Source organism: Aquaspirillum sp. LM1, assembly GCF_002002905.1.
Lineage (GTDB): Bacteria > Pseudomonadota > Gammaproteobacteria > Burkholderiales > Aquaspirillaceae > Rivihabitans.
On the sequence record NZ_CP019509.1, the window covers coordinates 2,349,639 to 2,363,846 of the forward strand.

Here is a 14,208-nt window from a genome sequence, read left to right on the forward strand (position 1 = left end):
TTAAGGCATGGCTGACGACATTCTCTCCCAGGACGAGGTTGATGCGCTATTGCGAGGTGTCTCGGGCAGCACCGAGTCCGACGATACCCGCATCTCCCCGGTCCGTCCTTATGATATCGGTCGCCAGGAGCGTATTGTCCGTGGCCGGATGCCGACGCTGGAAATCATCAACGAGCGTTTTGCCCGTAATCTGCGCATCGGCCTGTTCAACTTCATTCGCCGCAACGCTGAAATTTCTGTCGGCCCGGTGCGGGTGCAAAAGTACAGTGAATTCATCCGCAATCTGGTGGTGCCCACCAACCTGAATCTGGTTCATGTCAAGCCGCTGCGTGGCACCGGCCTGCTGATTTTTGATCCGGATCTGGTGTTTCTGGTGGTGGACAATATGTTTGGCAGCGATGGCCGCTATCATGTGCGGGTGGAAGGGCGTGACTTTACCCCAACCGAACAGCGGATCATCCGTCGCATGCTGGACGTGGTGTTTGCCGAATACCAGAAAGCCTGGGAACCGGTTTATCCGATCGAATTCGTGTTCATGCGCTCGGAAATGAACACCCAGTTTGCCAACATTGCCACCCCAACCGAAGTGGTGGTGGCAATGACCTTCCGCATCGAACTCGGTGCCGGTGGTGGTGACTTCCATGTGTGCATGCCGTATTCGATGGTCGAACCGCTGCGTGACCTGCTGGCCTCGACCATGGCGGCTGACCGTACCGAAGTGGACAATCGCTGGGTGAATCTGCTGTCCAAACAGGTTCAGGTGGCCGAAGTGGATCTGGTGGCCACGCTGGCCGAAGCCGACATTACCCTGGGGCAGATTCTCAACCTCAAGAAGGGGGATGTGATTTCGGTAGAGATTCCCGAATCGATCGTGGCTTCGGTATCAGGCATCCCTGTGGCAGAATGCCACTATGGCACGGTCAATAACCAGTATGCGTTGAAAGTCGACCAGATTCTGGCCGGCGCGCAGGAAATGAGCGAGCTGGTGATCCCGCCACGGGAAATTCAGCTGCAAAAACAATCTCTCAATGGGCAATAAGCAATGACGACTGAAAACTCTGTCAGCATGGATGACTGGGCTGCTGCCTTGGCCGAGCAAACCTCTGCTACTGATGCCGCAGCGCCTGCTGCAGCGCCAGCGCCGTCTTCGGTGCCGCAGCCGGCCATCAATCTGTTCCAGGACTTTTCTGGTTCTGCCACGGATCTGGTGGCAACCGGTGATGGCAGCGCACCGCAAAATCTGGACATGATTCTGGATATCCCGGTCAACATGACAGTGGAGTTGGGTCGCACCAAGATTGCCATCCGCAATCTGCTGCAACTGGCCCAGGGCTCGGTGGTGGAACTGGACGGCTTGGCGGGCGAACCGATGGATGTGCTGGTGAATGGCTGCCTGATTGCCCAGGGTGAAGTGGTGGTGGTGAATGACAAATTCGGTATTCGCCTGACCGACATCATCACCCCGTCCGAGCGTCTGCGTCGCCTGCAAAAATAAGCCGTGTCCATTTTCGCGCGCTGCACCCGTCTTCTTGCGCTGCCCTGCCGGGCAGCGCTTGTTTTTCCAGGCACCACCCTGGCGGCCACCGCCACGCCCATGGCCAGTGAACTCTCCCCGGTGTCTGGCCTGGTGCAAATGCTGCTGGCCATGGGGCTGGTGCTGGGGGTCATTTTTGCCCTGGCCTGGCTGATGCGCCGGGTCAACCCGATGGCACTGGCTGGCAGCCAGGCCGCATTACGGGTGATTTCCGGCGTGATGGTGGGCCAGCGTGAGCGGGTGGTGATTGTCGAAGTGCAGGGCAAATGGCTGGTGCTGGGCGTTGCCGCACAATCCGTTACCCTGCTGCATACCCTGGACCGGCCAGAAGACCTGCCCGCCTCTCCTTCGGTCACCACTGGCCCGTTTGCTGACAAACTGCGCGCCTTGCTTGAATCGCGTGGCATTTCCCTGCCAAAGAAACCATCATGAAGCTGTCTTGTTATATTTCCCGGCTCAACCTGCCTCCTCTGTCCCGCGCCATGTGGGCAGTCCTGGCGGTATCCGGGCTGGGCATGCTGGCTGCCAGCCTGCTCTGGGCCAACCCGGCCATGGCCGAAGGCCTGCCAATGATGAACAGCAGCCCGGCACCGGGCGGCGGCAACAATTATTCCCTGTCGCTGCAGATGCTGCTGTTTCTCACCTCGCTAAGCTTTATCCCCACTGCCTTGCTGATGATGACCTCATTCACCCGCGTGGTGATTGTGCTCTCGCTGCTGCGTCAGGCGCTGGGCACCATGCAGTCGCCACCCAATCAGGTGATCGTCGGCTTGTCGCTGTTTCTCACCCTGTTCATCATGGGACCGGTGTTTGACAAGGTATATAAAGAAGCCTGGGTGCCGTTCTCGGAAGACAAGATCAACTTTCTGCAGGCGCTGGACAAGGGCTCGGTGCCGATGAAACAGTTCATGATGCGACAAACCCGGGAAAAAGACCTGGAGTTCTTTCTGGAAGTCTCGCAAAGCCCCAAACCTCGTGGCCCGGAAGACGTCAGCATCAAAACCCTGGCTCCGGCCTTCATCATCAGTGAAATGAAAACCGCCTTCCAGATCGGTTTCATGATCTTCATTCCGTTCCTGATCATCGACCTGGTAGTGGCGTCGATTCTGATGGCCATGGGGATGATGATGGTGTCACCCGTCACCATTGCCCTGCCATTCAAGCTGATGCTGTTTGTGCTAGTAGATGGCTGGACACTGCTGCTGGGATCGCTGGTGCAAAGTTTCTACGTCAGCTAGGGAGACAGCAATGACCCCGGAATTTGTGATCAATCTGGTTCAAGGTGCCCTGTTCATGCTGATCGTGGTATCTGCCCCGATCATGGGTGTGGCGCTGCTGGTGGGCTTGCTGGTCAGCGTCTTGCAGGCCGCTACTCAGATCAATGAAATGACCCTTACCTTCATTCCCAAACTGCTGGCGATGTTTGTCGTGCTTGTGGTGGCTGGGCCGTGGATGGTCAGCACGCTGATGGACTACACCATCCGCCTGTTTACCAGCATCCCCAATGCTGTGGGCTAAAGAACCGTCGTGATTCCCGCCGCCCTGAATCTGTCTGATGCCGAAATCTCCGCCATGCTCAGTGCGTTTTTGTGGCCGTTGTTTCGCATTCTTGGCTTTTTTATCGCCGAACCGGTATTCAGCTCGCGCAGCATTCCACGTCAGGCCAAAATCATCATGGGCATTGCACTCACCGTGATGATCGCCCCACTCTTGCCACCGATGCCGGTGGTACCAGTCATTTCTGGCACCGGCCTGCTCATCATTGTGCATCAGCTGCTGATTGGTCTGGCCATGGGCTATGTGATGCGGCTGATGCTGACCGCAGTGGAAATGGCCGGCTTTTTTGCCAGCTCGCAAATGGGTTTGGGCTTTGCCATGTTTTTCGACCCGCAGCACTCCGGCCAGGTGCCCACCCTGTCGCGTTTGCTGTCTTTGCTCACCTTGCTGCTCCTGCTGGCAATGAACGGCCACCATCTGATGCTGTCCACCCTGATCAACAGCTTCAAGGTATTCCCCATCAGCACCGAAGGCCTGCCGGCCATCAGCTTTCGCCTGCTGGCCGAGTGGGGCCATGAAGTGTTTGCCTTGGGCCTGCTGTTGTCGATGCCGGTGATGGCAGCGATGCTGATTGCCAACATAGCCATGGGGGTGATGACCCGTGCCGCCCCACAGTTCAACGTGTTTACCTTTGGTTTTCCACTGACCATCACCATCGGCTTTGTGGTGTTGTACTTTTCCATGCCCTATTTTATTGAAGCCGTGAAGATGCTCTACGAACACGGCACCAGCCTGATTCTCACCCTGCTCAAGGCACAGCCCAGCTGAGCCAGACCGGCTCGCAGACGGGTTCTTTTTCCCGCCCGCCCGCCTGCGCCCGGCTGTGATAAAATTAGCTGGTTTCTGATGCTTTTTTCCGGTTACGCAAAACACCCGCATCTGGCGGGTGTTTTGCGTAAGCGCTATCTGACATTTTATTGAGGTTGCTATGGCTGGACACAGCAAATGGGCCAATATCAAGCATAAAAAAGCCGCGACGGACGCCAAGCGCGGCAAGATCTTCACCCGGGTGATCAAGGAAATCACCGTCGCTGCCAAAATGGGCGGTGCCGACATCACCTCCAACCCGCGTCTGCGCCTGGCCGTAGACAAGGGCTTTGACGCCAACATGCCCAAGGACACCATCCAGCGCGCCATCGACCGTGGTGCCGGCAACCTGGAAGGCGTCAACTACGAAGAATGCCGCTACGAAGGTTACGGCATTGGTGGCGCAGCGGTGATGGTGGATTGCCTGACCGACAACAAAACCCGCACCGTAGCCGACGTGCGCCATGCGTTTTCCAAGTTTGGCGGCAATATGGGCAGTGACGGCTGTGTGGCCTTCCAGTTCAAGCATTGCGGCCAGCTGCTGTTTGCTCCGGGCACCGACGAAGACGCGTTGATGGAAGCCGCGCTGGAAGCGGGGGCCGACGATGTGCTCAGCCACGACGACGGTTCATTTGAAGTCATCACCCCACCGTATGAGTTTTCTGACATCCGCGCCACCCTGGAAAAAGCCGGCTTCAAGGCCGAAATGTCCGAAGTGACGATGAAACCGCTCAACGACACCGAATTGAGTGGCGACGATGCCCTGCGCATGCAAAAACTGCTCGACGCGCTGGAAAGCCTGGATGATGTTCAGGACGTGTTTACCTCAGCAGTGATGGACGAGTAACGAGTAATTTGCTTTTTTGGATCTGCACACGTCAAGTGTTGCAGACCCCACGCCATCCGGTCGGGACACACGCCGCCGCTCTGCCCGAGCGGCGGCGTTTTGCTTGGGTGGCTGTCCCTGCGCCAGTGAGTCCCAGATCGGTCCGCCTGCCCCTGGCCGGCCAGCCGGTGTACACTGCGCACATCTGCGCGCCGGACGGTTTAACCGGGCCGCACTGTTTGCCTGTTTTCGGGAAAGAGCCTTCATGTCCACAGCCCCTTATCTGCAACGCCGCCAGCGCCTGATGGCGCAACTGGGCAGCGGCATCGTGATTTTGCCCACCGCCCGCCACGCCGTGCGCAATGCCGACACCCACTACCCGTATCGCCCCGACAGCAGCTTTTACTATCTCACCGGTTTTGACGAACCCGACGCCGTACTGGTGCTGCTGCCCGCCAGCAGCCAATCCATCCTGTTTTGCCGCAGCAAGGATCTGGAGCGGGAAATCTGGGACGGCTACCGCCATGGCCCGGATGGTGCGCGCGCGCAGTTTGGCTTTGACCAGGCCTACCCGCTGTCCGAACTCGATCTGCGTCTGCCCGGCTGGCTGGCCAACCAGCCCTGCGTCCATTACAGCCTGGGCCGCGATGCCGACTGGGACCGTCGCGTGCTGGGCTGGATTGACGCCGTGCGCGGCCAGCTGCGCACCGGCGTGTCGGTGCCGCCCTGCATCAGCGATGTGGCCTTGCCGGTTGCCGAAATGCGCCTGTTCAAGGATGCCCACGACCTGAACCGGCTGCGTGAGGCCGGGCAGATTTCCGCCGCCGCCCATGTGCGTGCCATGCAGGCCACCCGGCCAGGGCGGATGGAATACGAAATCGAAGCCGAACTGCTGCACACCTTTGTCAGCCACGGTGCGCGCAGCCCGGCGTATGAAAGCATCGTGGCCGGTGGAGCCAACGCCTGTGTGCTGCATTACGTCAGCAACCGCGACCGCCTGCGCGACGGCGACCTGCTGCTGATTGATGCCGGTTGCGAGCTGGACGGCTACGCTGGCGACATCACCCGCACTTTTCCGGTGAATGGCCGCTTCAGCGGCGAACAGCGCGCCGTGTACGATATCGTGCTGGCCGCACAGCTGGCGGCAATTGATGCCATTCAGCCAGGCGTGCCGTGGAATACCCCGGCAGACGCGGCACTGGCCGTGCTGGTACAGGGGCTGATCGACCTTGGCCTGCTCAGCGGCAGCGTGGCCGGCAATATCGAATCCGAAGCCTACCGGCAGTTTTACATGCACCGCATTGGCCACTGGCTGGGGCTGGATGTCCACGACGTGGGCCTGTACAAGCTGGATGGCCAGTGGCGCAGCCTGATGCCCGGCATGGTCACCACCGTCGAGCCTGGCCTGTACATCCGCCCGGCGGCCAATGTGCCGGAGCGCTTTGCCGGCATTGGCATTCGCATTGAAGACGATGTCCTGGTCACCGATACGGGACCGGAAGTGCTGACCGCTGACGCCCCCAAACACCCCGACGCCATCGAAGCGCTGATGGCCAGCGCCCAGACAGGAGCCCACGCATGACTGCCCATCTGCCCGAACACAGCGAACTGACCGTGGTGGGCGGCGGGCCGGTGGGGGCCACCGTGGCCTTGCTGGCCGCCCAGGCGGGCCGCCAGGTTACCCTGCTGGAAGCCCGGCCCAGCGGATCGGGCCGGCGTGACGACCCCAGGGTGCTGGCGCTGTCGCACACCAGCCAGCAGGCGCTGCTGGCCGCTGGGGCCTGGCCGGACAGCCTGCCCGCCACGCCAATCGACACCGTGCATATCAGCCAGCAAGGCAGCTTTGGCCGCACGCTGATTCAGCGTGACGACCTCCGGCTGCCGCACCTGGGCTACACCGTGGGCTACCACGACCTGAACGTGGCGCTGGACCAGGCGCTGGCGCAGTCGTCGGTGCAGCGGGTGGATGCCGCCACGGTCACCGGCCTGAGCTCGCTGTCGGCCTATGCCCGCGTGCAGTTTCAGCACGATGGCCAGCGCCATGCGCTGACCACCCGGCTGGTGGTGCTGGCCGAAGGTGGCGCGCTGGCAGCCGGCCTGCCCGGCATGCGCCGCCACGAACATGACTATCAGCAATCGGCGGTGATTGCCCGGGTGGAAACCGCCCTGCCGCATCAGGGCATGGCCTTTGAGCGGTTTGCCACCGATGGCCCGCTGGCGCTGCTGCCCTATGGCAATGCACTGATGCTGGTGTGGACACGCGACAGCGCCACTGCCGAAAGCCTGAAAACCCTGGACGACACCGCCTTCTGCACGGCATTGCAAGGCGCAATTGGCGACCGGCTGGGGGCCATCACCGCTGTCAGCCCACGCGCCACCGTGCCGCTGAAACTGAAGTTTGCCCTGAATACCGTCAGTGGCCGGGTGGCGCTGGTGGGCAATGCCGCGCAAACCATGCACCCGGTGGCTGCCCAGGGCTTGAACCTGGGCCTGCGCGATGCGCTGGGGCTGGTTCAAGCCCTGGGTGAGGGCGGCGATGTGGGCGATGCGCGCAAGCTGGCCGAATTTGCCCGCCTGCGCCGCATTGACCGCCGTTCGGTCACCGGCTTCACCCATAGCCTGATCCAGCTGTTTGACCGTCACGACCCGGTGATCAACACCGTGCGCGGCCTGAGCTTGTCGCTGCTGGACAGCATTGGCCCGCTGCGTCGGGCGTTTGCCGGACACCTGGTGTTTGGCGTGGGCGTGTAAGGCGGTGCGCCACTTTTGCGCTGGGGCAAAGCCGGCGCAAGGCGGGATGGGCATACTGCCAGGCACCAGAAACAGGAAAGCCATTGAAAATGAACTGCGAGTGTTTTGACGTACTGGTTGTGGGTGGCGGACTGGTGGGGGCCAGCCTGGCGCTGGCACTGAGTCGCCACGGGCGTCGGGTGGGATTGATTGAAGGCCAGCAGCCACCGCGTGACGGGCTGGCCGACACCAATGACTGGGACCCGCGCGTCTACGCCGTCAGCCCGGCCAACCGGGCGTTTCTTGACAGCCTGAACGCCTGGCCGGACATGTCCCGGATTGGCACCGTCAGTGCCATGGATGTGCGTGGCGACGGTAATGGGCGAATTGCTTTTTCTGCTGCCGACGCCGGCCAGCCTGCGCTGGCCTGGATTGCCGAAAACCGCTGGATGCTGGCCACGCTGTGGCAGCAACTGGCGCAGAGCAACGCCTGTTGCATCACCGGCGTGCGCCCGCTCAGCGTCAGCCATCATCCACGCCATGTCAGCCTGAGCCTGGACGATGGCCGCACACTGAACACCCGGCTGCTGGTGGGCGCGGATGGGGCCAACTCGTGGATTCGCCAGCAAACCAGCATTCATGTTGCCGTCTCGCCCTATGGCCATAGCGGCGTGGTGGCCAACTTTGTCGCCGAGCACGACCACGGCAATATTGCCCGGCAATGGTTTCTGGGCGATGGCATTCTGGCCTGGCTGCCGTTGCCGGAACGGCGCATTTCCATTGTCTGGTCTACCGCCACCCCGGACGCGCTGACCCGGCTGAGCGCGGATGAACTGTGCGCTACCGTCGCCAAGGCTGGCGGCCAGGCGCTGGGCCAGCTGCACTGCCTGACGCCAGCACAGGCGTTTCCGCTGCGGCTGATGCGTCCGGACAGCGTGATCGCCCCACGCATTGCCCTGGTGGGTGACGCCGCACACACCGTCCACCCGCTGGCCGGCCAGGGCGTCAACCTCGGTTTTGGCGACGCCCAGGCACTGGCCGCCCTGCTGGCCAGCCATACCGGCGACGCCGGCGACCTGCTGCTGCTGCGCCGCTACCAGCGCATGCGCCGGGAAGCGGTGAACACCATGCAGCTGACCTGTGACGGGCTGTTCAAGCTGTTCCACACCCGCGACCCGCTGCTGGGCTGGCTGCGCAATACCGGCCTGTCACTGACCCAGCATCTGCCGCTGGTAAAACGGCAACTGGCCCGGCAAGCAATCGGGTTTTAGAGAAACGCTGAAAAAATCATCTGCGAGCCCCTTCACGCACTGATGGCTTGTGACAAGCAGCGGGCTACCAGGCCAGCGACACGGTTTTATGCCCACGGTTCAGGTTAATCCGCTGCTCGCGCACCAGCCCCTCATAGCTGGCCCATACCCGATAACGCCCCGGTGCCAGCCGCACCAGCAAGATGGGCCCCACCGACGGTACCTCCAGCACCATGCGGCCATGGCCATCGACAATGGCCACCTTCACATCCGCCACATACGCCCCGGTGCGTTCGGCCAGAATCAGCTTGAGCGGAAAATCACGCGCCGCCTGATTGACCTGCTCCAGTTCGGTTTCACCAATGCCACCAGACAGATACACCGTGCCATGGGCGTCGGTTTGAGTGGGAAGCGGGGCCAGTTCCTGGGCCGACAACAGGCTGGCGCTCAAGCCGAAGGTGAGGGCCAGAACGCCTTTGATCATGGAATTGCGCATGGGAAACGCCTTCTGAAAGCACAAGCGCCAGGCTCCCGGCCCATGCCGGCAACCCGCTCGCTTGCGGGGGTGAACACACAACAGCACGCAACCGGCACGCACCGCACCGGGCCATCACTCGCTTGCCCCGACCCGAACAGCTTGCGCCCTGGCCGGGATTTTTTCCGTTCGCTTGCCCACATACCCGCCACCTGGCCAGCGCTTACGGCGCGGGTGGCGTAGCCGGGACCGCCAGAAATTTCTGGTGCAGCTCCACCGTCAGTTTTTCAATCCGCTCGGACAGCTGCTTGTTCAGCTCGGTCAGCTGGGTGTTCTGCTGCAACAGCAACAGCATCTGCTCCGCATGCCGGGCGGCGTCGGCCAGCTGCCGGGCATGGTCGGCAGCCAGGTTTTCCCGATGCAGCGCATCGGCCTCGGCATGCACCTTGTCGCGCTCCGCCTGCCGGGTTTGTGCCAGCAGAATCAGCGGCGCCGCATACGCCGCCTGCAGGCTGAACGCCAGATTGAGCAAAATGAACGGGTAAACGTCAAAGCCGGTGATTCCCGCCACATTCAGGCCAATCCATACCAGCACGATCAACGTTTGCGAGATCAAAAACACCGGCGTGCCAAAAAACCGGGCAAACGCCTCGGCCTTCAGTGCAAACCAGTCATTGCCAAATGGTGATGCCAGATGCGCATGGCGACGGTGAAAGCGCAAATGGTCAGGGTCGGGCAGGGTGACGCGCTGGGGAATGGGAGGGGAAAGCGGGCGGGAAGGTTCCATACAGGGTCTGCCAGTGAGGGGGAAGGGGTTAGCCGGGCGAGCCGGGGTCGGGATGGGGAACAGGGAAGCCGTTGGCGGCCAGGGCAGTGAAGATGGCGGCGAAGTTGTTGTCGGAGAGGGCTTGAGTGCCGCGCGGCATCAGGGTGTCGGCGATCCAGGCAAGCATCTCGTCGGTACGATGGCAAAAATCCTTGACCAACAATACTTCATCGCGCGTTTCAGGTGAAAGCTCCGCCAAACTAAACTCATCAAGCAACTCCTGGTGCGATTTAGCTGTAGAAGTCGCGACCTGATCTGACAGTCTCCCGTTCTGACGGTGCCGGATTGTCAGATCAAATTCAAGCTGGTGACTTTCTCACTCCACGCCTCCTTCCCTGCAATCAGGGTTTGCACAGGCGTGCGTCCGCAGCACATCTTACCCTGATGAGTTCGCTCATTGTTGTAATAGGCCATCCAGGCATCAAGATCAGCCTGTAACTCGTCCAGCGACAGGTACAGCTTGCGCCGGAACGCCACCTGATAAAACTCCTGCAAGATCGTTTTGTGGAAGCGCTCGCAGATGCCGTTCGTCTGTGGATGCCTCGCCTTGGTCTTGGTGTGCTCAATGTCGTTCAGGGCCAGATAAAGCTGGTAATCATGGGTTTCCGGCTTGCCGCAATACTCTGTGCCGCGATCGGTCAGCATGCGGATGATGCCCATGCCGTGTTCGTCAAAGAACGGCAACACCCGGTCATTCAACAGATCAGCGGCGGTAATTGGCGTCTTGGTCGTGTAGAGCTTGGCCATGGCGACCTTGCTGTAGGTATCGACGAAAGTCTGCTGATAAATCCGTCCAACACCTTTGATCGTGCCGACGTAGAAGGTGTCCTGCGACCCGAGGTAGCCGGGATGGGCGGTTTCGATTTCGCCATGGGCCAGATCATCATCCTGCTTACGCTCCAGCGCCGCCACCTGGGCATCAGTCAGCAGGATGCCTTGTTCGGCGGCCTGTTTCTCCAGCGCGGCCAGGCGCTGCTTGAACGAAGCCAGACTATTGCGCAACCAGATGGAACGAACGCCAGACGGTGAAACGAAGATGCCTCGCTGGCGAAGTTCGTTGCTGGCTCTGACCTGACCGTGGGCAGGTTGCTCAATGGCGTAGGCGAGAACAGCCGTTTCTGTGGCTTCTGCCACCCGATTCTTTGGGTTCGGTTTACGCCGGTTGCTGTCGAACAGTGCTTCGACACCGCCTTCGGCAACGGCATTCTGGTAACGGTAGAAGGTGTCACGGGACAGGCCCATCACCTTGCAAGCTTTTGAGACGTTGCCCAATTCGGCGGCCAGATTCAGCAGGCCGATCTTGTGACGAATGACATTCTGGTTGAAACTGCTCATGGGGTTACTCCCTGGCGCTCTCGCGCTGTTTTGATGAAGATTCGCACCTCTATCAAAACGGGTAACCCCACCCTTTGGCAAGGCCCTGCTGTCAGATCAAGTCTGAACTTCTACAATTTAGCTTCTGCTTTCCAGTGGCGCAGATACGGCAAACGATGCTTCACCGGGCTCAGCAGCAATGACTCCGGCCGACATGGCACAATGCGTCGGCAGAACTCAGCTTTATCGCCCAAACTGGACTGATACAAATACAGCAATTCACGCATGCAATACGGCGAGTGCAAATACTTGTCGTCCAGCACCACCAACACATGACGGCTTTGGCCAATCTCACGCATGAATGTGGAAATCCAATCACCCGTGCGAGTTTTTTTCTTGTCGTAAATCAGCTGACAGCCGCGCCCGGTAAACTCGGCCTCTAATTGCGCCAACAATGCAGTATTCTCCTCACCCCAGCCATACGACACATACACGGTGGGCTTGTCATCTGGTTGACTGCCCGGCTGCAAACGTTGAATCGGGTCTTGAACCAATTCTTTATCTTGCTTCAGCTCCTGCGCCTGCTGATGGCGCCACGTCACGACTGGAGGCTGGCCCTGCGCCTTGCGCTGGATGGCGTTCAGCAAATCCTCCAGCCAGCGCTGCACCCTAGCCCTGTTTTCTGCCTGTGCCACATGCGCCCGCCACACCAACCGGCCAGCGCCTGGTTGGTCAGGATTGATATCTGGTTGCGCTTCCAGCCAGAAAGTGGCCTGCATGCCTTGGTCAAAAAAGCACACGCCATAACGCCAATACTCCGCATATCTCCCTGCTCGCTGACCAATTTGACACAGCAAGTCTTTCATTACCCCATCGTGCAGAAAACGGTAATCCAGCCAGACTTCCAGATGCGTTTCTGCACTACGCCACACACGATCAATCTGCTCTTGGACTTCACCGCGTTCAAACAATAAATCCGGGGCAAGATATCGAGTCAAATCGGGCTGTTCTGAATGGTATTCCACAGGAAAACAGATGCCGCACTGCTCCATCAGAGAAATAAACAAGGCTTGTTCACCCAGCGAATACTTACCATGCCAAACAAGTTCATCCAGCGTTTCCCGATCAAACTCCCCGCCTTGGCGGCGCAATAGCGGCAGACTACGCTGACGATCCAGCACCGCATATACGCCATTCAGCGCCCATTGCTGATCCAGAACCAACTGATCGCCAAACAAACCTGGTCGGTAAAATACCTCACCGCTGCGGTGCAGATAATGCAGCACCACCTCGGGTGGGGCGCTGGCATGGCTGGCGCGGCATAATGCCTCAAACTCGACGCGAGGCAAGGTGCGCTGTTCGTGCTCACGACAAAGAGTGCGCAGCGTATCGCCAACGGCCACCCAGCTGGCCGGCAACAGCACCTGACCGTAGCGCTCCAGCAACAGCCGCGCCTGGCGCCGAATCGCGGCCAACACGCTGTCCATGCCGTCCACTTGCCGCGCGCTGCATTCGGTGTAGCGCAGATGGCGCAAGCCATGGTCTACCGGCAGTGGCGGCGGCACGCTGTCTTGCAGCTGGTCGCATTTGGACTGCACCACCACCACCGCAGCATCCTCCCCCGCCACGTCGCGCACCATGGCCAGCCAATAGGCCAAAGGCCGATGGCGCATGGCCACGCCATTCTCGGCATAGGGCAGGGCGGTTTCCTGTTCCGGGTTCCACACAATCACAAACAGCGCGCGCTCGTCCATGAACAGGGCATGGGTGCCATGGTAAATATCCTGGCCGCCAAAATCCCAGACATGCGCCATGATGGCCGGGCTATTTTCACTGGCGAGAATCAAGGGCAACGGGTCCAAGTCGATGCCGTGGGTGGAGGGGATGCTGGGGTCAAATGCCTGGCCATGCAGCCGACGGCAGATTTGGGTTTTGCCGGCGGAGCCGTTGCCCAGTACGAATAACTTGATGCGGTGATTGTCTGCCTGGCCTTGATCGAGGTCGGCGCGCCAGGCTTTTAGGCGGGGGAGACAATTTTCTGGGTAAAAATGATCTTGCTGTGATGCCAGTTCATTTGGTGCAATAAGTAAATTATTGCAGTGCAGCGTTTCTAGTCCTACTGCCGTGTCTAAAATACTGCTCCCAGGCTGGCAAGATAGGGAGATTGAATCCGACAAGTGCAATGTTTTTAAGGCGGGTAATTGGAGCAGTGGTGACAGATCGCTCAGCGCTTGGCACCAGCTCAAATCCAAGGACTGCAAGGTGATCAGCGAGGCCAGCGGTGATAGGTCGCTCAGCCCTCGGCACCCTCTCAAATCTAAGGATTGCAAGGTGGGCAGCGAGGCCAGCGGTGACAGGGCGCTCAGCGCTTGGCACCAGCTCAAATCCAAGGATTGCAAGGCAGGTAGTAAGGCCAGCGGCGACAGGTTGTTTAGCGCATCGCACTCGCTCAAATCCAAGGATTGCAAGGCGGGTAGTAAGGCCAGCGGCGACAGGTTGCTTAGCGCGTCGCACCTGCTCAAATCCAAGGATTGCAAGGCGGTCAGGGAGGTTAGCGGCGGCAGGTCGCTCAGCGCTTGACACTCGCGCAAACCCAAGGATTGCAAGGCGGTCAGAGAGGTCAGCGGCGACAGGTCGCTCAGCGCGTCGCACCAGCTCAAATCCAAGGATTGCAAGGCGGGCAGCGAGGCCAGCGGCGACAGGTCGCTCAGCGCTTCGCACTCGCTCAAATCTAGGGACTGCAAGGCGGTCAGGGAGGCCAGCGGCGACAGGTCGCTCAGCGCTTCACACCCGCCCAAATCCAAGGACTGCAAAGCCGGTAGCTGTTTCAATGCTGTTAAATTTACCAAATTGGGACAGTGCCCAAGCCGAACGACTCTCACCCGTGGC

15 protein-coding genes are annotated in these 14,208 nt (G+C 60.1%); 10 read left to right on the plus strand and 5 right to left on the minus strand.

The features are described from left to right. Positions 1–7: 7 nt before the first annotated feature. The 10 genes from fliM (at position 8) to BXU06_RS10145 (ending at position 8,725) form a co-directional block, all read left to right on the plus strand. Positions 8–1,039: a flagellar motor switch protein FliM gene (gene fliM / locus BXU06_RS10100; RefSeq protein WP_077299191.1), complete on the plus strand. Its 1,032-nt coding sequence runs from the start codon at positions 8–10 to the stop codon at positions 1,037–1,039. Between the two features lie 27 nt (positions 1,040–1,066). Further along, complete coding sequence (gene fliN, locus BXU06_RS10105; protein WP_374754315.1) at positions 1,067–1,495, plus strand: flagellar motor switch protein FliN; 429 nt, start codon at positions 1,067–1,069, stop codon at positions 1,493–1,495. A 3-nt stretch (positions 1,496–1,498) separates the two neighbouring features. Then, entirely contained in the window at positions 1,499–1,966 is a 468-nt protein-coding gene (fliO, locus tag BXU06_RS10110; protein ID WP_253189442.1) for a flagellar biosynthetic protein FliO, read from the plus strand. Positions 1,967–2,049: 83 nt separating this feature from the next. Continuing rightward, on the plus strand, positions 2,050–2,772 hold the full coding sequence (fliP, locus tag BXU06_RS10115; RefSeq protein ID WP_253189569.1) for a flagellar type III secretion system pore protein FliP: 723 nt from the start codon (positions 2,050–2,052) through the stop codon (positions 2,770–2,772). Positions 2,773–2,782: 10 nt separating this feature from the next. After that, on the plus strand, positions 2,783–3,052 hold the full coding sequence (gene fliQ, locus BXU06_RS10120) for a flagellar biosynthesis protein FliQ (RefSeq protein ID WP_077299195.1): 270 nt from the start codon (positions 2,783–2,785) through the stop codon (positions 3,050–3,052). 9 nt (positions 3,053–3,061) lie between these two features. Beyond that, the gene (gene fliR / locus BXU06_RS10125; protein WP_253189443.1) at positions 3,062–3,859 is read left to right on the plus strand and encodes a flagellar biosynthetic protein FliR; all 798 of its coding nucleotides are present in this window, start codon (positions 3,062–3,064) and stop codon (positions 3,857–3,859) included. A 160-nt stretch (positions 3,860–4,019) separates the two neighbouring features. Beyond that, the gene (locus BXU06_RS10130) at positions 4,020–4,745 is read left to right on the plus strand and encodes a YebC/PmpR family DNA-binding transcriptional regulator (RefSeq protein WP_077299197.1); all 726 of its coding nucleotides are present in this window, start codon (positions 4,020–4,022) and stop codon (positions 4,743–4,745) included. 244 nt (positions 4,746–4,989) lie between these two features. Continuing rightward, positions 4,990–6,306 (plus strand): Xaa-Pro aminopeptidase, encoded by a 1,317-nt coding sequence (gene pepP / locus BXU06_RS10135; protein ID WP_077299199.1) that lies wholly within the window; start codon positions 4,990–4,992, stop codon positions 6,304–6,306. Beyond that, complete coding sequence (locus BXU06_RS10140; RefSeq protein ID WP_077299201.1) at positions 6,303–7,475, plus strand: FAD-dependent monooxygenase; 1,173 nt, start codon at positions 6,303–6,305, stop codon at positions 7,473–7,475. Before pepP ends, BXU06_RS10140 begins: the two co-directional genes overlap by 4 nt. An 89-nt stretch (positions 7,476–7,564) precedes the next feature. Continuing rightward, positions 7,565–8,725 (plus strand): UbiH/UbiF family hydroxylase, encoded by a 1,161-nt coding sequence (locus tag BXU06_RS10145; protein ID WP_077299203.1) that lies wholly within the window; start codon positions 7,565–7,567, stop codon positions 8,723–8,725. Positions 8,726–8,789: 64 nt separating this feature from the next. Here BXU06_RS10145 and BXU06_RS10150 read toward each other — a convergent pair whose 3' ends face one another. The 5 genes from BXU06_RS10150 to BXU06_RS10170 form a co-directional block, all read right to left on the minus strand. After that, complete coding sequence (locus BXU06_RS10150) at positions 8,790–9,200, minus strand: hypothetical protein (protein WP_077299205.1); 411 nt, start codon at positions 9,198–9,200, stop codon at positions 8,790–8,792. A 202-nt stretch (positions 9,201–9,402) separates the two neighbouring features. Next, a complete protein-coding gene (locus tag BXU06_RS10155) occupies positions 9,403–9,966 on the minus strand; it encodes a DUF1003 domain-containing protein (RefSeq protein WP_077299207.1) in 564 nt (187 codons plus the stop codon). Between the two features lie 28 nt (positions 9,967–9,994). Then, complete coding sequence (locus tag BXU06_RS10160; protein ID WP_077299209.1) at positions 9,995–10,204, minus strand: hypothetical protein; 210 nt, start codon at positions 10,202–10,204, stop codon at positions 9,995–9,997. 89 nt (positions 10,205–10,293) lie between these two features. After that, entirely contained in the window at positions 10,294–11,340 is a 1,047-nt protein-coding gene (locus tag BXU06_RS10165; RefSeq protein ID WP_077299211.1) for an IS481 family transposase, read from the minus strand. A gap of 110 nt (positions 11,341–11,450) precedes the next feature. Next, positions 11,451–14,201 carry a COR domain-containing protein gene (locus BXU06_RS10170; protein ID WP_171982185.1) on the minus strand — a complete coding sequence of 917 codons (2,751 nt, stop codon included), beginning with the start codon at positions 14,199–14,201 and terminating at the stop codon, positions 11,451–11,453. Positions 14,202–14,208 lie beyond the last annotated feature (7 nt).

What these genes read in the sequence shown, in the direction of transcription:
- BXU06_RS10145 (WP_077299203.1), top strand. Translation starts at nt 7,565, where the DNA reads ATGAACTGCGAGTGTTTTGACGTACTGGTTGTGGGTGGCGGACTGGTG.
- fliQ (WP_077299195.1), top strand. Translation starts at nt 2,783, where the DNA reads ATGACCCCGGAATTTGTGATCAATCTGGTTCAAGGTGCCCTGTTCATG.
- BXU06_RS10165 (WP_077299211.1), bottom strand. Translation starts at nt 11,340, where the DNA reads ATGAGCAGTTTCAACCAGAATGTCATTCGTCACAAGATCGGCCTGCTG.
- BXU06_RS10140 (WP_077299201.1), top strand. Translation starts at nt 6,303, where the DNA reads ATGACTGCCCATCTGCCCGAACACAGCGAACTGACCGTGGTGGGCGGC.
- BXU06_RS10150 (WP_077299205.1), bottom strand. Translation starts at nt 9,200, where the DNA reads ATGCGCAATTCCATGATCAAAGGCGTTCTGGCCCTCACCTTCGGCTTG.
- pepP (WP_077299199.1), top strand. Translation starts at nt 4,990, where the DNA reads ATGTCCACAGCCCCTTATCTGCAACGCCGCCAGCGCCTGATGGCGCAA.
- fliN (WP_374754315.1), top strand. Translation starts at nt 1,067, where the DNA reads ATGGATGACTGGGCTGCTGCCTTGGCCGAGCAAACCTCTGCTACTGAT.
- fliP (WP_253189569.1), top strand. Translation starts at nt 2,050, where the DNA reads ATGCTGGCTGCCAGCCTGCTCTGGGCCAACCCGGCCATGGCCGAAGGC.
- fliM (WP_077299191.1), top strand. Translation starts at nt 8, where the DNA reads ATGGCTGACGACATTCTCTCCCAGGACGAGGTTGATGCGCTATTGCGA.
- BXU06_RS10155 (WP_077299207.1), bottom strand. Translation starts at nt 9,966, where the DNA reads ATGGAACCTTCCCGCCCGCTTTCCCCTCCCATTCCCCAGCGCGTCACC.
- BXU06_RS10130 (WP_077299197.1), top strand. Translation starts at nt 4,020, where the DNA reads ATGGCTGGACACAGCAAATGGGCCAATATCAAGCATAAAAAAGCCGCG.